This window comes from Gordonia sp. ALPHA1B1 (genome assembly GCF_005502615.1).
Taxonomy (GTDB): domain Bacteria; phylum Actinomycetota; class Actinomycetes; order Mycobacteriales; family Mycobacteriaceae; genus Gordonia; species Gordonia hongkongensis.
The window spans coordinates 40272-60607 of sequence record NZ_SCOC01000024.1; the positions used below are offsets into that span (position 1 = coordinate 40272).

Annotated in this window: 19 protein-coding genes; 6 read left to right on the forward strand and 13 right to left on the reverse strand. The window is 68.9% G+C overall.

The window, feature by feature from the left end:
- Nucleotides 1-50 precede the first annotated feature (50 nt).
- From FFS52_RS16200 to hrcA, 11 genes are all read right to left on the reverse strand, one after another.
- Nucleotides 51-1910: a pyruvate kinase gene (locus FFS52_RS16200; RefSeq protein ID WP_171011655.1), complete on the reverse strand. Its 1860-nt coding sequence runs from the start codon at nucleotides 1908-1910 to the stop codon at nucleotides 51-53.
- Nucleotides 1911-1965: 55 nt separating this feature from the next.
- Nucleotides 1966-3378: a DUF3533 domain-containing protein gene (locus FFS52_RS16205; protein WP_137810279.1), complete on the reverse strand. Its 1413-nt coding sequence runs from the start codon at nucleotides 3376-3378 to the stop codon at nucleotides 1966-1968.
- 56 nt (nucleotides 3379-3434) lie between these two features.
- Complete coding sequence (gene era, locus FFS52_RS16210; RefSeq protein WP_055475474.1) at nucleotides 3435-4346, reverse strand: GTPase Era; 912 nt, start codon at nucleotides 4344-4346, stop codon at nucleotides 3435-3437.
- Complete coding sequence (locus FFS52_RS16215) at nucleotides 4339-4683, reverse strand: cytidine deaminase (RefSeq protein WP_055475475.1); 345 nt, start codon at nucleotides 4681-4683, stop codon at nucleotides 4339-4341. Before FFS52_RS16215 ends, era begins: the two co-directional genes overlap by 8 nt.
- On the reverse strand, nucleotides 4680-6104 hold the full coding sequence (locus FFS52_RS16220; RefSeq protein ID WP_137810280.1) for a hemolysin family protein: 1425 nt from the start codon (nucleotides 6102-6104) through the stop codon (nucleotides 4680-4682). The genes FFS52_RS16215 and FFS52_RS16220 overlap by 4 nt, the downstream gene beginning before the upstream one ends.
- Nucleotides 6101-6703 carry an rRNA maturation RNase YbeY gene (ybeY, locus tag FFS52_RS16225; protein WP_055475477.1) on the reverse strand — a complete coding sequence of 201 codons (603 nt, stop codon included), beginning with the start codon at nucleotides 6701-6703 and terminating at the stop codon, nucleotides 6101-6103. The genes FFS52_RS16220 and ybeY overlap by 4 nt, the downstream gene beginning before the upstream one ends.
- Nucleotides 6700-7782 carry a PhoH family protein gene (locus tag FFS52_RS16230; RefSeq protein ID WP_055475523.1) on the reverse strand — a complete coding sequence of 361 codons (1083 nt, stop codon included), beginning with the start codon at nucleotides 7780-7782 and terminating at the stop codon, nucleotides 6700-6702. The genes ybeY and FFS52_RS16230 overlap by 4 nt, the downstream gene beginning before the upstream one ends.
- Nucleotides 7783-7920: 138 nt before the next feature.
- On the reverse strand, nucleotides 7921-8700 hold the full coding sequence (locus FFS52_RS16235; RefSeq protein ID WP_055475524.1) for an alpha/beta hydrolase: 780 nt from the start codon (nucleotides 8698-8700) through the stop codon (nucleotides 7921-7923).
- Nucleotides 8697-9446: a 16S rRNA (uracil(1498)-N(3))-methyltransferase gene (locus tag FFS52_RS16240; protein ID WP_055475478.1), complete on the reverse strand. Its 750-nt coding sequence runs from the start codon at nucleotides 9444-9446 to the stop codon at nucleotides 8697-8699. Before FFS52_RS16240 ends, FFS52_RS16235 begins: the two co-directional genes overlap by 4 nt.
- A gap of 63 nt (nucleotides 9447-9509) precedes the next feature.
- Nucleotides 9510-10679, reverse strand: a complete 1170-nt coding sequence (gene dnaJ, locus FFS52_RS16245; RefSeq protein ID WP_055475479.1) for a molecular chaperone DnaJ — start codon at nucleotides 10677-10679, stop codon at nucleotides 9510-9512.
- Between the two features lie 166 nt (nucleotides 10680-10845).
- On the reverse strand, nucleotides 10846-11880 hold the full coding sequence (hrcA, locus tag FFS52_RS16250; RefSeq protein WP_055475525.1) for a heat-inducible transcriptional repressor HrcA: 1035 nt from the start codon (nucleotides 11878-11880) through the stop codon (nucleotides 10846-10848).
- Nucleotides 11881-12043: 163 nt separating this feature from the next.
- Between hrcA and FFS52_RS16255 the strand changes: the two genes are divergently transcribed.
- The gene (locus FFS52_RS16255) at nucleotides 12044-12502 is read left to right on the forward strand and encodes a type II toxin-antitoxin system VapB family antitoxin (protein ID WP_058252083.1); all 459 of its coding nucleotides are present in this window, start codon (nucleotides 12044-12046) and stop codon (nucleotides 12500-12502) included.
- 19 nt (nucleotides 12503-12521) lie between these two features.
- Here the strand turns inward: FFS52_RS16255 and hemW are convergent, their stop codons facing one another.
- On the reverse strand, nucleotides 12522-13721 hold the full coding sequence (hemW, locus tag FFS52_RS16260; RefSeq protein ID WP_137810281.1) for a radical SAM family heme chaperone HemW: 1200 nt from the start codon (nucleotides 13719-13721) through the stop codon (nucleotides 12522-12524).
- A 368-nt stretch (nucleotides 13722-14089) separates the two neighbouring features.
- On the opposite strand from hemW, the gene FFS52_RS16265 reads away from it, so the two are divergent.
- Genes FFS52_RS16265 through FFS52_RS16285 form a run of 5 tightly spaced genes read left to right on the forward strand, consistent with a single transcriptional unit; the run spans nucleotide 14090 to nucleotide 19629 of the window.
- A complete protein-coding gene (locus FFS52_RS16265) occupies nucleotides 14090-15853 on the forward strand; it encodes a nitrite/sulfite reductase (RefSeq protein WP_137810282.1) in 1764 nt (587 codons plus the stop codon).
- Nucleotides 15850-16629: a phosphoadenylyl-sulfate reductase gene (locus FFS52_RS16270; protein ID WP_137810283.1), complete on the forward strand. Its 780-nt coding sequence runs from the start codon at nucleotides 15850-15852 to the stop codon at nucleotides 16627-16629. The genes FFS52_RS16265 and FFS52_RS16270 overlap by 4 nt, the downstream gene beginning before the upstream one ends.
- Nucleotides 16611-17600, forward strand: a complete 990-nt coding sequence (cysD, locus tag FFS52_RS16275; RefSeq protein WP_171011656.1) for a sulfate adenylyltransferase subunit CysD — start codon at nucleotides 16611-16613, stop codon at nucleotides 17598-17600. The genes FFS52_RS16270 and cysD overlap by 19 nt, the downstream gene beginning before the upstream one ends.
- The gene (locus FFS52_RS16280) at nucleotides 17600-18895 is read left to right on the forward strand and encodes a GTP-binding protein (protein ID WP_137810285.1); all 1296 of its coding nucleotides are present in this window, start codon (nucleotides 17600-17602) and stop codon (nucleotides 18893-18895) included. The genes cysD and FFS52_RS16280 overlap by 1 nt, the downstream gene beginning before the upstream one ends.
- Complete coding sequence (locus tag FFS52_RS16285) at nucleotides 18892-19629, forward strand: CbiX/SirB N-terminal domain-containing protein (protein ID WP_137810286.1); 738 nt, start codon at nucleotides 18892-18894, stop codon at nucleotides 19627-19629. The genes FFS52_RS16280 and FFS52_RS16285 overlap by 4 nt, the downstream gene beginning before the upstream one ends.
- A gap of 423 nt (nucleotides 19630-20052) precedes the next feature.
- On the opposite strand, the gene FFS52_RS16290 is transcribed toward FFS52_RS16285, so the two are convergent.
- Nucleotides 20053-20253: a hypothetical protein gene (locus FFS52_RS16290; RefSeq protein ID WP_055475487.1), complete on the reverse strand. Its 201-nt coding sequence runs from the start codon at nucleotides 20251-20253 to the stop codon at nucleotides 20053-20055.
- Nucleotides 20254-20336 lie beyond the last annotated feature (83 nt).

Consider the following 20336-nt stretch of genomic DNA (forward strand, 5'->3'; position numbering starts at 1 on the left):
ACATTCTCCCACCGGGTACCGACACGACGTGCCCCGACATGCCCGCCGGCCTACCCCGGATCGATGTCGAACGAGGTCAGCGGCCGCAGCAGCGAGCGCTTCTTCTCGACATGACCACCCATCCGGTCGAGGATCGACGTCAGCGCCTCGATGGCCTCGACGATATAAGGCCCCTTGTTCAGCATCACGCCCTCCGCGCGCCGGCTCATCGCGGCGTCGGTGACCTCGGCCCGGGACGGCACGCCCTTCTTGGCCAGTCCGTCGAGCACCTGTGTCGCCCAGATGACGGGGACATGCGCGGCCTCGCACAGCCAGAGGATCTCCTCCTGCACTTCGGCGAGCCGGCCGAACCCGACCTCGACGGCCAGGTCGCCGCGAGCGATCATGACCCCGACCGCGTCCCAGCGCATCGCCTCGAGCAGCATCTGCGGGAGCGACTCGAAGGCCGCCCGGGTCTCGATCTTCAGCACGATGCCCACATCGGACGCACCTCGACGGTTCAGTTCGTCGATGAGGTCGGCCACGTCCTCCGGCGACCGGACGAACGAGCAGTTCACCATGTCGGCATGTGCCGCGACGAACTCGAGGTCATCGCGGTCCGACGCGGTGAGCGCCGGGATGTGCAGCGTCGTGTCCGGGAGGTTGATGCCCTTCTCGGCGCGGAGTTTCGTCCCGCCCGGCGCGGCACGCTCGACGTCGACCACGATCTCGTCGTCGAGCTTCTCCCGCACTCGCCCGGCGATCTTGCCGTCGTCGAACAACACCCGATGGCCCGCCTCGACGTCGTCGAATGCGTCCCCGAGCTCGCATCCGATCCGATGCGGCCCGGTCCGGGTCGCCGGTGTCGGCGTGAGGTCGCGCTGTAGCCGGATCTCGTCACCGGTGCGCACGAGCAGATGCTGACGCTTCTCGGGCAGATCGTCGACGACGATCGGGGCGGCGTCGGCAGAGCCCGACAACCCGATCGGCGTACCCGTCTCGTAGTAGACGGTGCGATCGCATTCGACGTCGATCCCCGCCTCGGACACCGCGACCACCTCGAGTCGCCGTCGGCGACCACGAGCGTCCCGTAGGCGCAACCGGTCTCCCTGCACGACGTCGGCGAGTGCGCGTACCGGGATGACCGCGTCGATGCCGTCGGGCAGGCGTGCGCCGGGATCGAACGGTGCGGCACTGAGCCGCACCCGCGACCGCCGTTCGACGGTGCCGTCGTCGGCGCGGACCGGTTTGACCTTGGTCACCTTCGGTCCCGGTTCGAGCGGGCCGGTGCGCAACTTCGGACCGGCGAGATCCATCGCCACCCGCACCCGGCCGGGTAGAGCACGCACCGACTCGATCATCCGCGCCCACTCGGCCGGGCCGTCGTGTGCGCAGTTCACCCGCGCGACGTCCATTCCGGCGGCACCCATGGCGCGGACGAGGTCGGGGTCGTCGGCGGCCTGGGTCGGCATCGTGACCATCACACGGGTGGCCCGCTCGCCGTGCTCGTCACCGGGTCCGTCGACGATGGCGTCATCGCCGCCACCGGGATGCACGCGCCCGAGGAGCCGGTCGCGATTACGCGTCAGGGTCCGCACCCCGCCCGCGAGGTCACCCCAGATCGGATGCCGGGTGCGACCCTCGACCAGGGCGTCCACCGTCTCGATGACCGTCTCGATCCACGAATAGACGATCGACTCCATCCGGCCGAGACTCGACAGTCCGTGCGCGGACATCGACTCCTGCAGCGGACGCAGATCGCGGCGTCGCACCGCGACGTAGTGCACGAGGTTGCGGGCGCTGTCCCGGTGCTGGTCGGCGACGGCGGCGATGAGCGATTTGGCCTGCACCTCGGCGCGGTCGAGGTCGTCGCGCAGTTCGTGCAGGGCCGAGGACAATTCGGGGATCGACATGACGACGGGGTTACCCATTCGGCCACCGTGTCAGACCCAGGTGAACGGTCGGGGCGAGGCGGCGCCGCGCGTGTCAGCCGGCGTTGACGATCTTGTCCAGCTTCGGCGGCAGCGTCATTCCACCCGGGTATCGGTGCCAGCCCTTGCGGTCGTAGAACTTGGTGCCGAGCAGACCGAGGAGCACGCCGACGAGCAAGCCGATGAAGCACTGGATGATCGATCGGCCCAACCCCGCCGACAGGTCGGCGTCGAAGTACAGGACCGCACGCACACCGAGGTAGATCACGTGCATCGGCTCGATCGCGGCGATCCACTCGAAGAGGCGGGGACTCGCCTCCAGCGGTAGCGTCCCGCCCGACGACGGCAGGCCGAACACCACGAAGAAGAGCAGATTGAACAGCAGACCGGGGTTGCCGAACACCGCCATCATCGCGCTCGCGCTCACGCCGACGGCGAAGATGCCCAGCACCGAGAGCATCCACAGGACGAAGCCGTTCGGGATCGACGTCCCGACCATCGCGCCGACGGCGATGAACAGGGTCGAGAGCACCACCGCGACCAGGAACATGATCGTCCACTTCGCCGCGAGCGTCGCCCACCGGCTGATCGCGAGCCGCTCGCGCAGCTGATAGAACGGCCCGTATTCGATGGGGGTCTGGCCGAGCATGCCGTCGACCACGATGCTGACCATCATCGCCCCGGTGAAGCCGGCGAGGACGAGCAGCAGGGTCAGGTAGAACGCCGACAATCCGTTGCCCGCACCCTCGGGAAGCGGGGTCGGTTCGGACACCTCGACGGCCACCGGGGTCGCGAGCGCGAGCTGCGCCGCCCCGGTGAAGGTGATGTCGTTGCGATCGAGCTGGGTGCGGACCTGTTCGGTCAGCTGCGCGCCCACCTGCTCGTTGACGCGCGTACGCACCTGGTCGGCGAGGGTGGTGGTGATCGACGACGCGAACGCCCCGGAGCCCCGGTTGATGAAGATGTCGATGGCCGGTTTCGCCGGTTCGGCGGTGAGAACCGTCGACCGGCCCAGTGCGACCGCCCGATTCGTGAAATTGGACCCGACGACGATGACGCCGTACACCTTGCCGCTGTTCAGTTCGGACAGCGCGGTCGAGCGGTCGGTGCGGGTCACGACGATCCCATTTTGCGCCGCCGAGGAGATGATGCCCTCGGCGACCTGGTCACCGAAGTTCTGTGGCGTGGACTGTCCGTCGGCGTTCTGCACCTCACCGCCGGCGTCCTCCTGCACCAGGGCGACGGGGAAGTCGTGGAGGTGGCGCTGCGGGTCGACGACCGCGGCCATGTACAGCCCGGCCATCAGCGAGAACATCACCGCGACGAGAGCCAACGGTGCCAGCCAGAAACGCGGCGATCCGAGGACGCCGGCGATCGTGCGTCCGGTCGGCTGGTCGGTGTCCGGCGCCTCGTGCGCTCCCCTACCGGAATCGTCTCCCGGTTGTTGTGGCGATTCGTGCGTTCCCATCGGCGTACCTCCCCGCAGGCCGCCCCTGCCGGCGCCGGGCCGTCAGGAACACGCTGCTAGAAACCCAATCGACGCAACTGCTTGGGGTCGCGTTGCCAGTCCTTGGCGACCTTCACGTGCAGATCCAGGTACACCTTGGTGCCCAGCAGCCGCTCGATCTGTGCGCGGGCCACTGTACCGACCTCTTTCAGACGCGCGCCCTTGCGGCCGATGATGATGCCCTTCTGGCTGTCGCGTTCGACGAACAACACGGCGTGGACATCGACCATCGGCGGTAGGTCGGGGTCGCGGTCCTCACGATCGATGACCTCCTCGATGACGACGGCCAGCGAGTGCGGCAGCTCGTCGTGCACCCCCTCGAGCGCGGCCTCGCGGATGAACTCCGCCATCAGCACCTGTTCGGGTTCGTCGGTGAGTTCGCCGTCCGGGTAGAACGCGGGGCCTTCCTCCATGAGGCTCACGAGCACGTCGGACAGCACGTCGAGCTGCTTGCCCGACTTCGCCGACACCGGAACCACTTCCGAGTCCGGCCCGAGTACCTGCGACAGCGCGAGCAGCTGTTTGGCGACCTGCTCCGGCCCGACCCGGTCGATCTTGGTGACCACCCCGACGATCGTCGTGCGCGGCGCCATCTCGCGGACCTGCGAGATGATCCACCGGTCACCCGGACCGATGGCCTCGTCGGCCGGTATGCAGACTCCGATCACGTCGACCTCGGAGTAGGTGTCGCGGACGAGGTCGTTCAGGCGCTGACCCAGCAGGGTGCGCGGTCGGTGCAGGCCCGGGGTGTCGACGAGGATCAGCTGGGCGTCGGGCCGGTTGACGATCCCGCGGATGGTGTGGCGGGTGGTCTGCGGACGATTCGAGGTGATCGCGATCTTCTCGCCGACCAGGGCATTGGTGAGCGTGGACTTACCGGTGTTGGGCCGGCCCACGAAACAGACGAAGCCCGAACGGAACTCAGGCATCCGCGCGCCCCACCCGATGCTGAGGACGCCCCGCGGTGTCGGTGAGAACCGCGTACGCCTCCGGGCTGAGCTCGTGCAGGGTGTCCAGGCCCGGGTCGTCGGCGTCACCGTTGACGACGACCGCCGCCTCGAAGGAGCGGGCGCCGCTCGAGATCGCCGACGCCACCGCGACCTGGAGTCCGGTGAGGGTCAGCGAGCGGGTCCGCACGTCGGCCCCGGCGTAGGTGCGACCGTCGCCGTCCCGGACCGCCGCGCCCGAGGGCGACTCGGCGCGCGCCAGCGCACCTCGGGCGAGCACCACGAGCTTGCGATCCTCGTCGGAGAGGGTCTCGGTCACTGGTTCATCCTTGCTCTCGACTCGCCTGCGCGCTCCTGGCCGGCGGTGTCCGTGTCCTGGTCGTCGTGGGCGCTGCCCGTGGTGCGCTCGCCACGTCCCTGCGATCGACTCGACTGCCCGCCGTGCTCGTCGCGTCGGGAATCCTCGTCCGCGTCGGGGACCCGGGTGACCAGCACCGTGATGATGCGTTGGCGCCCTTGGCGATTGGGCCCACCCTCGGCCACCAGCTGCAGCCCGTGCGACTCCACCCGGGCGCCGGGCAGTGGCACCCGCCCCAGTTCCAGACCGACGAGTCCGCCGACCGTCTCGACCTCTTCCTCGGCGATCTCGACGCCGAACAGCTCGCCGAGATCCTCCACCGGCAGTCGTGCCGACACCCGGTACGACCCGTCGCCCAGGTCTTCGACCGGTGCGAGCTCGTCGATGTCGTACTCGTCGGTGATCTCGCCGACGATCTCCTCCAGCACGTCCTCGATGGTCACCAGCCCGGCGATGCCGCCGTACTCGTCGACGAGCATCGCCATGTGGTTGCGCTCTCGCTGCATGTCGGCGAGGACCCGGTCCAGTGGCTTGGAGTCGGGGATGAACTCGGCCTCGCGCATCACGTCGACCACGCGGAGGGTCGTGGGATCGATCCGCTGGGCGACCGTGCGCGCCACCAGATCCTTGAGGTACACGATGCCCAGGACGTCGTCGGTGTTCTCCCCGATCACCGGGATCCGCGAATGTCCGGACCGCGTCGCGAGATTCGTGGCCTGCAGCGCGGTCTTGTCGGCCTCGATCCACACCATCTCCGGGCGCGGGACCATCACCTCGCGGGCACTGGTGTCGCCGAGGTCGAAGACCGACTGGATCATCCGGCGCTCGTCGGCCGCGACGACGCCCGAGGCCTCGGCGAGGTCGACGACCTCGCGCAACTCGACCTCGGTGGCGAACGGACCGTTGCGGAACCCGCGACCCGGGGTGAGGGCGTTGCCGATCAGGATCAACAGCCGGGTCAGCGGTTTGAGCAGCACGCCGAGCGCGAACAACAGGTACGACGACGACAGCGCGATCGTGTACGCGTGCTGCCGGCCGAGGGTGCGGGGGCCGACGCCGACGGCGACGTACGAGACGACCGTCATGGCGGCGATGGCCACCGCCAGTCCCCCGCCGACGCCGATCAGCTGCGTCGCGGCGACCGCGACGAGCGCGACCGCCGCGGCCTCGCACACGACTCGGAGCAGCACCACGAGGCCGACATAGGTCGCACGTGCCTCGAGGATGCCCGCCAGGCGGCGCGCACCGGCGCGCCCTTCCCGGACCATGTCGTCGACCCGGGCGTTCGACACCGTCGACACCGCGGTGTCGACGGCCGCGAAGACGCCGCCCACCACGATCAACACGACTGCCGCCACGATGAACCAGTAGTCGGAGGTCACCCTCGGTCCTCCTCGGACCGCGACTGCTCGGGCACCGACTGGGCACCGGGGGTCGGTGAATCTCCCTCGGCTCCGGTGAACCCGATGTTGGACAGCAGCCGGGAATCGCGGTCGGTCTGTCGTTGCTCCTGGGCGCGACGGTGACGGTCGGCGTAGAACGCGTCGAGGATGCGGTTCTGCAGTCCGAACATCTCGCGCTCCTCCTCCGGCTCGGCATGGTCGTAGCCGAGGAGGTGGAGCACTCCGTGGATGGTCAGCATGGCGAGCTCGTGCTCGAAGGACCGCTTGGCCTCGCGCGCCTGTTTCCGGGCGAAGTCCGGGCACAGCACGATGTCCCCTAGGATCGCCGGGCCCGGGTCGGTCGCATCCGGCCGGCCGCCGGGCACCAGTTCGTCCATCGGGAAACTCATGACATCGGTCGGGCCCGGCAGGTCCATCCACTGGACGTGCATGTCGGCCATGGTGTCCTCGTCGACACACAGCACCGACAGCAATGCGGCCGGGTTCACGTCCATCGCGGTGACCGCGAAACGCGCGGCGTCGATGATCAACTCGGCCGGGACCTCGACCCCGGATTCGTTGGCCAGTTCGATGCTCATGAGCGACGACCCTGCGCCGCCGCCCGGCGTGCGGCGCGATTGCCGCCGATGGCCGTGTTGGGCAGACCCCGCTGTGCCTCCTCGGCCCGCCCGTAGGCGTCGACGATGTCGGCGACCAGGCGGTGCCGGACCACGTCCTGGCTGGTGAGGCGGGCGAAGTGGATGTCGTCGATGCCCTCGAGGATCTCCGACGCGGCGAGGAGACCGCTGCGGGCGCCGCCGGGCAGGTCCACCTGCGTTACGTCACCGGTCACGACGACCTTGGAACCGAAACCGAGGCGCGTGAGGAACATCTTCATCTGCTCGCTCGTGGTGTTCTGCGCCTCGTCGAGGATGATGAACGCGTCGTTCAGGGTGCGGCCGCGCATATAGGCCAGCGGCGCGACCTCGATGACCCCGGCCGCCATCAGCTTCGGGATCGCGTCGGGGTCCATCATGTCGTGCAGCGCGTCGTACAGCGGGCGCAGGTACGGGTCGATCTTCTCGCTCAGCGTGCCCGGCAGGAAGCCGAGACGTTCGCCGGCCTCGACCGCCGGCCGCGTCAGGATGATGCGGTTGACCGACTTCGACTGCAGCGCCTGCACGGCCTTGGCCATCGCCAGATAGGTCTTGCCGGTGCCGGCCGGGCCCAGTCCGAACACGATGGTGTGCTCGTCGATCGCGTCGACATAGTGCTTCTGGTTGAGTGTCTTGGGCCGAATCGTCTTGCCGCGGCGCGACAGGATGTCCAGTGACAGCACATCGGCGGGCGATTCCTCGGTGCCATCGGACAGCATCGAGACGCTGTGCCGGACGAGATCTGGTGTCAGCGGGGTTCCGCGCCCGACGAGGTCGACGAGTTCGGCGATGACGCGCTCGGACGCGGCTACCTCGGCGGGTTCACCGGTCAATGTCACCTGGTTGCCGCGGACGTGGATGTCGGCGGGCAGGAGCTGCTCGAGGGTACGCAGGTTGACGTCACTCGCGCCGAGCAGCCCGAACACGACTCCGGGAGAGACTTCGACAGTGGATGTGACCCCAGACCGGCGCGGCTGCGTACGGCTGGATTGCCCGCTCTGGTCGGGGTTGTCGTCACTCACGTATGAAATCACTCCTGGTGTTCTGGTCCGGATGGATGTTCGGTTCTGGATGCGGCGCCCCCGGCCGACGCGGTCGCGGCGGCAGGGGTGTGGTCAGTGTATCGCGGTGCAACAGCCGATCAGCAGGCAATATTTCCGTCAGATCCCGAGCACGCGGATCGTCTGTCGCGTGCCGACGCTGCGCGGTTCGACGAAGGCGTCGTGCCCCTCACCGGGGACGACGATGAGTTCGGCGGACTGTCCGCGTGCGATCGCGGCGTCGACGTACCGGCGGCTGGACTCGACCGGGATCAGGTCATCGGCGTCGCCGTGGATCGCGACGACGTGGGCGTCGACCACCGGTGCCAGCAGTGGTGAGGCGTCGGAGTAGCGGCGCGGCGACTCGCTGAACGGCCGACCCATGAACGCCCGCACCGACTCCCGGTCCGCTGCACCGACGGTGTCGAGCACGGCCGCCTGGGCGATCACGGTGGTGATGGTGGCCGTGGCGGTCCGGGCTCCGAGCTGACCGACGGCCCAGACCGCGAGCTGACCACCCGCGGAATGCCCGACGACCGCGGTCGAGGCGAAGTCGACAGCGCCGGGCGGGAGCAGGTCACGGACGGGACCGTCCAGGGCACCGAGCGCGTCGAGGACATCCCGGCCGGTGTTCGGCCACCCGCCGCCCTCTTCGCCCACCCGGCGGTACTCGATGTTCCACACCGCCGCCCCGCGTTCGGCGAGCATCCGGGCGATCGCGGTCTGGGTCGTCGACCCGAACTCGACAGACCAGGACCCGCCGTGGACGAGCACCACGAGCCGCGTCGGCGTCGCGGCGCCGAGCCCCTCGGAAGGCACGTACAGGTGCCCGAATTGGGAAGGCGCAGAGCCGTATTCGATCTTGGTCCGACGCACCGGACGGCGTCCGACGACACTCATCGGGCCCACCGGCGGGTGAGCACCCCGATCGCGCCGAGGGCCACCGCGGCGGCCGTCGACGTACGCAACACCTCGGGGCCGAGCACGACCGAGTGCGCACCGAGCGCGGTCAGGTCGGCGACCTCGCCGGCATCGAGTCCGCCCTCGGGCCCGACCACGAGCAGGATCTCGGTGGCGTCGGCGAGGGGTAGCCGGGCCAGGGGTTGCGCGGCTTCCTCGTGCAGGACGGCGACGACCCCTCCCCGCGCCACGACGTCCGCGCAGCGGGCCCGGACGTCGATGGTGGTCGCGAGGTCGGTGATCTCCGGAATCCATGGTCGACGGCTCTGTTTGGCAGCTGCCGAGGCCGCGGCCCGCCATTTGGCAACGCCCTTGTCCGCCTTGCCCGTCCACCGCGACACGCACCGCAGCGCCTGCCACGGCACGATGACGTCGGCGCCGGCCTCGGTGGCGAGGTCGACCGCGAGCTCGGACCGCTCCGACTTCGGGAGCGCCTGCACCACGGTCACCTGCGGGGTCGGGCGAGCCTCGAACGCGAGGTCGTGGACGGTCGCCACCAGTGTGTCCTTGGCGGTGATCTCCCGGATCTCGCAACCGCCGACCGAGCCGGCGCCGTCGCCGACGAGGATCCGTTCGCCGACGCCCAGCCGGGCGACGGTGACCGCGTGACGACCCTCGGCGCCGCTCAGGATCAGGTCAGCGCCGGGCGCGGGCACGGAGTCCGCCCAGAACAGCGGTGGACTCACCGCGTACCCGCCGTCCCGAACGCGAACATCCACTCGGAGATCGCCGCCGCGGACACCAGGTGCCTACTTCCCGGCGAACGCGTTGCGCAGCCGCGAGAAGAGGCCGCCGGGCGCCGCGGCCGCCGAGGTGTTGACGACCTCGATCTCGTCGGCGGCGATCTTGCGGTACTTCTTCAGTGCTTCGGTCTGCGCCGCATCGAGTCTGGTCGGTACGACGACGTCGAGGTGGACGTGCATGGTGCCGCGCACACCGGAACTGACGTGCGGCATGCCCTGCCCGCGCAGCTTCACGATCTGGCCCGGCTGCGTGCCGGGCGCGACCGTCACGGTGACCGGATCGCCGAGAATCGTCTCCACCTCGAACTCGGCACCGAGCGCGGCGTCGGCCATCGGGACCTTGACGGTGCAGTGCAGGTCGTCCTTGTCGCGCAGGAACACCTCGTGCGGCCGTTCGGCGACCTCGACGTACAGATCGCCGGCGGGGCCGCCGCCGAGACCCACCTCACCCTGACCGGTGAGGCGAACCCGCATGCCGTTCTCGATTCCGGCCGGGATGCGCACGGTCATCGTGCGTCGCGAGCGGTAGCGTCCGTCGCCGCCGCACTTGTGGCAGGGGTCGGGGATGACCTCGCCGACGCCGTGGCAGGTCGGGCACTCGCGCACGGTCATGACCTGCCCGAGGAAGGAGCGCTGCACCGACTGGATCTCCCCGGCGCCCTTGCAGATGTCGCAGGTGACCGGCTTGCTGTCGCCGTTGGTTCCCGAGCCGGTACACACGTCGCAGAGGATCGCGGTGTCGACGGTGATCTCCTTGGCGACCCCCTTGGCGCACTCGGCGAGATCCAGGGTCACGTTCACCAGCGCCGGCTCACCCGGCTGGACACGGGACTTGGGTCCGCGGCCCGAGCCGAAGCCCCCGCCACCGCCGCCGAAGGCACCGCCATTGCCGAAGAACGCCTCGAAGACGTCGCCGAATCCCCCGCCGCCGCCACCGAAACCGCCGAAGCCGCCCGCACCGGCGCCGGCCAGCGGATCGCCGCCGGCGTCGACGATGCGACGCTTCTCCGGATCGGTCAGCACCTCGTAGGCGGTGCTGACCTCTTTGAACTCGTCTTCTTTGCCCGGGTTGACGTCGGGGTGCAGCTCCCGCGCCTTCTTGCGGTAGGCGCGCTTGAGCTCCTGATCACTGGCGCCCTTCGCCACTCCCAGGATTGCGTAGTAGTCACGTGCCACGGTTGTAGTGATCCTTCGGTCTCAGTTGGTGCCTGGCGGCGGGTGCTCTCACGATCGCGCGACTCGCGCGGGGACCGGCCGTCCCCGCCGTCGTCCCGGCTCCTCTTCGCGAGCGGCCGTCGTCGACGCTGCGGTGTGCCCGACAGCGATCATGGAGAAACAGCGATCATCGTTCGGCGAGCACCTCGCCGATGTACTTGGCAACGGCCGCCACCGAGGCGATGGTTCCCGGATAGTCCATCCGTGTGGGGCCGAGCACACCGACGCCGCCGAACACGGTTCCCGAAGCACCGTACCCTGTCGACACGACCGAGGTCCCACGCAGGTTCTCGGTCCGGGTCTCCTCGCCGATCTGCACCGTGACCTGGCCCATGTCCTGGGTCGTCGCCAAGATCTTGAGCACCACCACCTGCTCCTCGAGCGCCTCGAGAACGGTGTCCATCCCGCCGACGACGGGGGTGAAGTCGGCCGCCGACCGCGCGAGGTTCGACGTGCCGCCCAGCACCAGCCGATCGTCACCGCGTTCGACGAGGGTCTCCACCAGCACGGTGGCGATGTTGAGGACCGCACCGCGCAGATCCTCGGGCGCGGAGTTGGCGAGCTCGGCGACCGCGGCCGACGCGGCTTCGAGCCGTTTGCCGTGCAGTGCGGCCGAGAACAGATCGCGCAACCGGGCGATCTCGTCCTCGTCGTGGTCTTCGCTCAGCGCCACCATGCGCTGTTCGACCCGGCCGTTGTCGACGATGACGACCAGCAGCAGACGCGACGGAGACAGGGTGACGACCTCGAGGTGACGCACGGTCGCCGCCGACAGCACCGGGTACTGGATGACCGCGACCTGTCTCGTCAGCTGGGCGAGGAGCCGCACCGAGCGCCGGAGCACGTCGTCGAGGTCGACGCCGGAGTCGAGCACCGAGAGGATCGCCCGGCGCTCGGCGGCCGACAGCGGCTTGATCTCGCTGATCCGGTCGACGAACATCCGGTAGCCCTTGTCGGTGGGTACCCGGCCGGAGCTGGTGTGCGGCTGGGTGATGTATCCCTCGGCCTCCAGGACCGCCATGTCGTTGCGGACGGTGGCACTCGACACCCCCAGCTGGTGTCGCTCCACGAGCGCCTTCGAACCGATCGGTTCCTGTGTGTCGACGTAGTCGGTCACGATCGCCCGCAAGATCTCGAAGCGACGATCATCGGTGGTAGACACGCGGCACACCTCCTGACTCGGATCCCCTGCCATACAGTTGGGTGCGTTCCATAGTACGAAATGGGATCGCGATCACCGTGCCACGGCGTGGTGTCGCGCACTGACCGTCGGCGCATCGTCGCAGAGCAGCAATCGTCGAGGCAGAGGCGTCGGAGGAGTTCGCATGATCTTCAAGGGGGTGCGGGAGGGCAAGCCCTATCCCGACCACGGGCTGTCGACGCGTGGCTGGGCCAAGATCCCGCCGCGGCAACTCCGGCTCGACCAGCTGACGCCGATCACCAAGGTCCTCGCCTTGGACAAGCTCCTCAGCGAGGACTCCACCTTCTACGGCGACCTGTTCGCCCACGTCGTGCGGTGGGAGGGCGAGCTCTACCTCGAGGACGGACTGCATCGCGCGGTGCGGTCGGCGCTGCGCAACCGGCACATCATCCACGCGCGCACCCTCGACCTCGACGCCCTGGACCTGTCCGACGCGGCCAAACCCCTCGACGAGCAACTCGAGGACACCGCCGAGATCCCGGCGCGCCGTCCCCCGACCACGCCCGACGGCCCCGGTGCGCATCGGCGCGGTGCGCGATCGACGGGCTGGACGAGTCCGCCTCGCCCCGATCAGAGCTGGTAGGCCGACAACCGGCCCCGCGTCAGCCCCAGAGCACGCGGCGGATCACGCCGTCGGCCAGCAACCGACCCGCGTCGGTGAGCACGTAGGCGTCGTCGGCCGCGGTGAGCAGTCCGTCGGCCCGGAGCTGTTCGGCATGCGCGGTCTCGGCGTCGTCGAGGAGATCGCGCGGCAGTCCGCTGCGGCATCGGGTGGTCAGCATGACGGCCTCGAGGTGCCGATCCTCGGGGGTCAGCTGTTCTGCCGAAGCGATCGGCAAGACCCCGTCCGCCAGCGACTTCGCGTAGCGCGCGGGATGTTTGGCGTTCAGCCAGCGCACGCCGGCGACGTGGGAATGCGCCCCCGGACCGATGCCCCACCAGTCGTGGCTGTGCCAGTAGGCGATGTTGTGACGACACACCGACTTCTTGCCGCGCGCCCAGTTCGACACCTCGTACCAGTCGAGTCCGTCCGCACGCAGACGACGATCGAGGATCTGATAGCGGTCGGCGAGGACATCATCGTCGGGTGCGGGCATCTCCCCGCGCCGGATGCGACGGGCGAGCGCGGTGCCGTCCTCGACGATCAGCGCGTAGGCCGACACATGGTCGACCCCGGCGTCGAGCACCGCGTCGACGGTGGCGTGCAGGTCGGCGTCGGTCTCGCCGGGCGTGCCGTAGATCAGGTCGAGGTTGACGTGGTCGAACCCGGCGGCTCGTGCCTCCCTGGCGGCCGCAACCGCCCGACCCGGGGTGTGCGTGCGATCGAGCAGCCGGAGCACGTGTGCGGCGGCCGACTGCATGCCGAGCGAGATGCGGGTGAAACCGGCGGACCGGAGGTCGTCGAAGAACTCCGGCGAGGTCGACTCCGGATTCGACTCGGTGGTGATCTCGACGTCGTCGGACAGGTCGAAGTGGACCCGGACGGCGTCGAGGAGTCGTGTGAGGCCGTCGCCGCCGAGCAGCGACGGCGTGCCCCCGCCGACGAAGATCGTCGAGACCGGCCGGCCGGGGGCCAGCATCCGCGATGCCGCCTCGAGTTCGCGGGCGACCGCGTGCTGCCACGATTCCGGTGACGACGACGAACCGAGTTCACCCGCCGTGTAGGTGTTGAAGTCGCAGTACCCACACCGGGTCGCGCAGAACGGGACGTGCAGGTACAGCGCGAGTGGTACGTCCGTGTCGACCTCGCGGCACGCAGCGGCGACCAGGTCGGCTGCGATGGTGGTGGTGTCGACGTTCACCGTTCCATGATGCCGATCGCGGCGACGTGGAAGGAAATCGTCGCCCAGATCGGGAACAGCGCAGTACTCGACGGCGTTGTGCGGCGCAGGCAGGCGTGGAGGCCGGCCTGGTTTCCATCATCATGATGGAAAATAACCCCAAGTAGACGAGCCGATAGGGAGCGTGGCACTATGGACCGCGTGATTTTCCCCGGGGTGTGGCTCGCAGCTCGCCGCCACATTGATCTCAAGCGCGTCAACAGCGCTTTCTGTCGCATCTAGCGACGTCTCGGCCCCGATTTGTCCCCGATTCCCTGGGGATGCCGGCACGTTTCAGCCCGTAACTCGTGCAACGAACGCCGGCCCTGTGCGCCGGCACAGGAGAGTTCATGACGTCCACCACCGACGCCCCCGCCGCTTCCGGTCCGGGTGCACCGAACGACGCTGCCGCTGCAGAGCCGGCCGCCGCGAAGCCCGCGCGCCCGGCCCGCAAGGCCCGTCCGACCAAGCGCCGCGCCGAGGGTCAGTGGAAGCTCGGTTATCGCGAGCCGCTGAACCCGAACGAGCAGGTCAAGAAGGACGACAACCCGCTCAACGTGCGTGCGCGCATCGAGAACATCTATTCCAAGCAGGGTTTCGACTCGATCGACAAACAGGACCTGCGCGGCCGGATGCGCTGGTGGGGTCTCTACACCCAGCGCGCCGAGGGTTACGACGGCACCTGGACCGGCGACGAGAACATCGACATCCTCGAAGACAGCCACTTCATGATGCGGGTGCGCTGCGACGGCGGTGCGCTCAACGTCGCTCAGCTGCGCACCCTCGGTGAGATCTCCACCGAGTTCGCCCGCGACACCGCCGACCTCTCCGACCGGGAGAACGTCCAGTACCACTGGATCCGCATCGAGGACGTCCCGACCATCTGGGAGCGCCTCGAGGGCGTGGGGCTGCAGACCACCGAGGCCTGCGGCGACTGCCCCCGCGTCGTGCTGGGTTCGCCGCTCGCCGGCGAGTCCCTCGACGAGGTCCTCGACCCCACCCCGGCCATCGACGAGATCGTGCGCCGCTACATCGGCGACCCGAAGTACTCGAACCTGCCGCGCAAGTTCAAGACCGCGATCTCGGGCCAGCAGGACGTGGTCCACGAGATCAACGACGTAGCGTTCGTCGGCGTCGTGCATCCCGAGCACGGCCCCGGACTCGACCTCTGGGTCGGCGGCGGACTGTCCACCAACCCGATGCTCGCCCAGCGCGTCGGCGCCTGGGTGCCGCTCGACGAAGTGCCCGACGTCTGGGAGGCCGTGGTCTCGATCTTCCGCGACTACGGGTACCGGCGTCTGCGCGCCAAGGCGCGGCTGAAGTTCCTCGTCAAGGACTGGGGCATCGAGAAGTTCCGCCAGGTGCTCGAGGACGAGTACCTGGGTCGCAAGCTGATCGACGGCCCGGCGCCGGAGAAGCCCGAGCGCCCGATCGACCACATCGGTGTGCAGAAGCTGAGCAACGGGCTCAACGCGATCGGCTTCTCCCCCATCGCCGGTCGCGTCTCGGGCACGATCCTGACCAAGACCGCCGACGCGGTCGCCGAGGCCGGTTCCGACCGTGTGCGCTTCACCCCGTACCAGAAGCTGATCGTCCTCGACGTCCCCGACGACAAGGTCGAGTGGCTGATCGACGAGCTCAAGCCGCTCGGCCTGCACGGCCGGCCCACGCGGTGGCGCCGGAACCTGCTGGCGTGCAGCGGCATCGAATTCTGCAAGCTGTCGTTCACCGAGACCCGCAAGCGCTCGCAGGTCCTCGCCCCGGAACTGGACGAGCGGCTGGCCGACATCAACGCGCAGCTCGACGTGCCGATCACGGTGAACATCAACGGCTGCCCCAACTCGTGCGGACGGTCGCAGATCGCCGACATCGGCTTCAAGGGACAGCTCGTCGAGGACGCCGACGGCAACCAGACCGACGGCTTCCAGGTCCACCTCGGCGGCAGCCTGGGCCTGGACTCGGGTTTCGGTCGCAAGTTGCGCCAGCACAAGGTGCTGGGCACCGAACTGGGTGACTACATCGAGCGCGTGGTCCGCAACTTCGTCGACCAACGCGAAGAGGGTGAACGGTTCGCGCAGTGGGCCGTTCGTGCCGATGAGGAGGCGCTGCGATGACCATCGAGACCACCACCCGTACGGGCCGGCGCTTCAGCGAGGACCAGCTGCGGGACATCGCCGAGAAGGGTGCTGCAGACCTCGGTTCCGACGCCACCCCGGAGGAATTGATCCGCTGGACCGCGCAGACCTTCGGCACCAACTTCGTCGTCGCGTCGAACATGCAGGACGCGGCCCTGGTCGACCTCGCGGTGAAGAACATCGACCGTGAGCTCCTCGACGGCGACCCCGTCAAGGTGCTCTTCCTCGACACCGGGTACCACTTCGCCGAGACCATCGGCACCCGCGACGCCGTCGAGCAGGTCTATAACCATTCTGCCCCTCGCTTCGCTCGACCGGGCGTGGAGATGGTGAACCTGACCCCCGAGCAGAGCGTCGCCGAGCAGGACGAGCTGTTGGGGCGCAACCTCTTCGCGCGCGACCCGGGCGAATGCTGCCGCCTGCGCAAGGTCGTGCCGCTCAAGGCCGGACTCGCCGGGTACGACGCGTGGATCACGGGCATCCGTCGTGTGGAGGCACCGACTCGGGCCAACGCCCCGCTCATCTCCTTCGACGAGGGCTTCGGACTGGTCAAGATCAATCCGATCGCGGCCTGGTCCGACGAGACGATGCAGGACTACATCGACACCAACGGCGTGCTGGTGAATCCGCTCGTCGACGAGGGATACCCCTCCATCGGGTGCGCACCGTGCACCGCCAAACCCGAACCCGGATCCGATCCGCGCAGCGGCCGCTGGGCCGGTCGCGCCAAGACAGAATGTGGGCTGCACGCATGACCGTGACCGAAACACCGTCCGTTCCGGCGACGCCCGGCGTCGCCGCTGCCCAGACGAGCGGCGCCGCCGCGGAGGCCGACGAGTTCACCACACTCGACGCCCTGGAGTCCGAGGCGATCCACATCTTCCGCGAGGTCGCGGGCGAGTTCGAGCGGCCGGTGATCCTGTTCTCCGGCGGCAAGGACTCCACCGTGCTTTTGCACGTCGCGCTCAAGGCGTTCTGGCCTGCGCCACTGCCCTTCTCGCTGCTGCACGTCGACACCGGGCACAACCTGCCCGAGGTCCTCGAGTTCCGTGACCAGGTCGTGGAACGGCACAACCTGCGGCTGCATGTGGCCAAGGTGGAGGACTACCTCGCCGACGGTCGGCTCACCGAGCGCCCCGACGGAGTCCGCAACCCGCTGCAGACCATCCCCCTGCTCGACGCGATCACCGAGAACCGTTTCGACGCGGTGTTCGGCGGCGGTCGCCGCGACGAGGAGCGGTCGCGCGCCAAGGAGCGGATCTTCTCGCTGCGCAACGCCTTCGGCCAGTGGGACCCGAAGCGACAGCGCCCCGAGCTGTGGAACCTCTACAACGGCCGCCACGCCCCAGGCGAGCACGTGCGGGTGTTCCCGCTGTCGAACTGGACCGAGCTCGACATCTGGCGCTACATCGCTCGCGAGCAGGTGCACCTCCCGTCGATCTACTACGCCCACGAGCGCGAGGTCTACCAGCGCGACGGCATGTGGATGACCTCGGGAGTCTGGGGCGGTCCCCGCGAAGGCGAAGAGGTGCAGCGACTCTCGGTGCGCTACCGCACCGTCGGCGACGGCTCCTCGACCGGCGCGGTCCTGTCCGACGCCACGGACAACGAGGCCGTGCTCGCCGAGGTCGCGGCGTCGCGGCTGACCGAGCGTGGCGCCACCCGTGGCGACGACCGGGTCTCCGAGGCCGCCATGGAAGACCGTAAGCGCGAAGGATATTTCTGATGAAGCACGCTCCTGATCTCCTCCGCATCGCGACCGCGGGCAGCGTCGACGACGGTAAGTCCACGCTCGTGGGCCGCCTGCTGTACGACACGAAATCCGTTCTGGCCGACCAGATCGTCGCGGTCACGAAGGCGTCGGTGGACCGCGGTCTCGACACCCCGGACCTGTCGCTGCTCGTCGACGGGCTGCGGGCCGAGCGCGAACAGGGCATCACCATCGATGTCGCCTACCGCTACTTCGCCACTCCCGCGCGCTCGTTCGTGCTCGCCGACACCCCCGGGCACGTCCAGTACACCCGCAACACGGTGTCGGGTGCGTCGACTGCGCAGCTGGTGATCCTGCTCGTCGACGCCCGCACCGGCGTCGTCGCCCAGACCCGCCGCCATGCCGCGGTGATGGCCCTGCTCGGCGTGCCCCAGCTGGTGCTCGCGGTCAACAAGATCGACCTCGTCACCGATCAGGCGTCGGTGTTCGCCGAGATCTCCGCTGAATTCGCCGAACTCACCCGATCGCTGGGCTGGTCCGACGAGCAGGTCACCGCGATCCCGGTGTCGGCGCTGCACGGCGACAACGTGGCCCACCGCTCGGAGACGACCTCCTTCTACGACGGGCCGACACTCATCGAGCATCTCGAGACCGTGCCCAATCTGGTGGAGCGCAACGACGTCGGCCTGCGGTTCCCGGTCCAGTACGTCATCCGTCCCCGCACGCCGGAACACCCCGACTACCGCGGTTACGCGGGTCAGATCGCCGCCGGCCGGGTCTCCGTCGGCGACGAGGTGGTCGTCCTGCCGTCGGGGCAGCGGACCACCGTCAGCAAGATCGACACCGCCGACGGCGAATTGCCCACCGCGCACACCGGACGCAGTGTCACGATCCTGCTGGCAGACGACGTCGACATCTCGCGCGGTGACCTCATCGCCGCCGCCGCTGACGCCCCGGAACCGTTGCAGCAGTTCAGCGCAACGGTCTGCTGGCTCGCCGAGAAGCCCCTGCGCCCGGGCGCTCGCCTGCTCCTCAAGCACGGCACCAAGACCACCCAGGCGATCGTCGGCGCCCTCGACGCGCTGTTCGACGAGCAGAACCTCGCCCTGATGGAGGCTCCGGAATCGGTGGAACTCAACCAGATCGTGCGTATCTCGGTGCAGACCGCCGAGCCGATCCCGGCCGACGACTACCAGGTCAACCGGGAGTCGGGCAGCTTCCTGCTCATCGACCCGCAGGGCGGGAACACGCTGGCCGCAGGCCTCGTGGGCGACGCCTTGGCGCCGCTCCATCTCAAAGAGTTGGTGTGACACCGACTCTCGTCCTCGCCGCACACGGCAGTCGCGATCCGCGCTTCGGCGCGACCGCGCGCCGTGTGCGGAACGCCGTCGCGTCGAGCCTGCCCGGTGTCGAGGTGGTGCTCTCCTATCTCGACCTCGACGAGCCACTCGTGGGCGACGTTCTCGGACAGCTCGACGGGGCGCATTCGACGCACCACGGTCCGGTCGTCGTACCGATGCTGCTGTCGGCGGGGTACCACCACAAGATCGACCTACCGTCGATCATCGCGTCGCGACGACCGACCGCCCGGCAGACCGACGTCATGGGGACCCGGTCGTTGGCCGGGGCACTGGCGGACCGTCTGATCGAGGCCGGCCTCGGCCCGCACGACGGTGTGATCCTGTCCGCGGTCGGGTCCTCCGACCCGGCCGCCGATCGTTCGGTGCGCCTACGGGCGATCGAACTGTCGACACGGCTCCACCGTCCGGTCGAGGTGGTCTTCGCGACCAAGCTGGGGCCGCACGATCGCGCCGTCGTCTCGGCCGTGCGCCGACTCCGCGCCGGCGGTGCCCGACGTATCGCGGTGAGTCCGTACTTCCTGTCGGCCGGACTGCTCACCGAGCGGGTCGAGTCGGCTCTCGACGCCCTGGTCGACGACACCCTCGTCGCCGGTCCCCTCGGCACCCATCCGGACGTCATCGAGGCGATCGGGTCGCTCTACCGCACGGCGGCGGATCAGCGAGCTGTCCCCGCCGGACATTGAACCGTCAGTTCGCCGCGCTGTGGGTCCCTAGGGAAACCCACAACCCCTGCTCCCTAATGCGGAAAGAAGCGACCCCCATTGCTCCCTGAGGTGCGAGGAGCGATAGCGACGAAGCCACGAAGGGTCTGGGCGACCGGGGTTGCGAAGACCCTTCGTGACGCTCGCAAGCTCGCTCCTCAGGGAGCAGTAAAGTGGGCGCACCCTAAGGCGCAGCGAGTTCGTCATACTGCGCAGGGGCCGGAACACCACCCGCTCCCTGAGGAGGCCCGGAGCCTGCGGAGGGCCGTCACGAAGGGGCGCCGAACCCACCGATCAACCGGCGACGACCAGCTCGGGACGCTCAGCCCGTGACAAGCCAGGCAATGATGACCAGGACCAGCAGCGCGAGCAGCGCGAAGGTGACCGGCGAACGCAGTATCTTCTTCACAATCCGGTCCCGTCGTCGTCGGCGAAGCGGCGTCGGTCGACCAGCGTGGCGGCGGCGTCGACCAGCAGACTGAGCACGTAGGCGATGAGGATCGCCACCGGGATCACGACGGCGACGGTCACCAGCAACTGGGGCACGAAGGACAGGCCCGTGAGCCACTCCTCCACGCTGTCCCACCAGTCGAAGAACGCCGACACCTCATCACCCCGTCATCCGTGCATCCGTTCCCGCGGGGAGCCGTATACCCGTCCGCGGCATCTGCGTCACTCCGAGTCCGTGA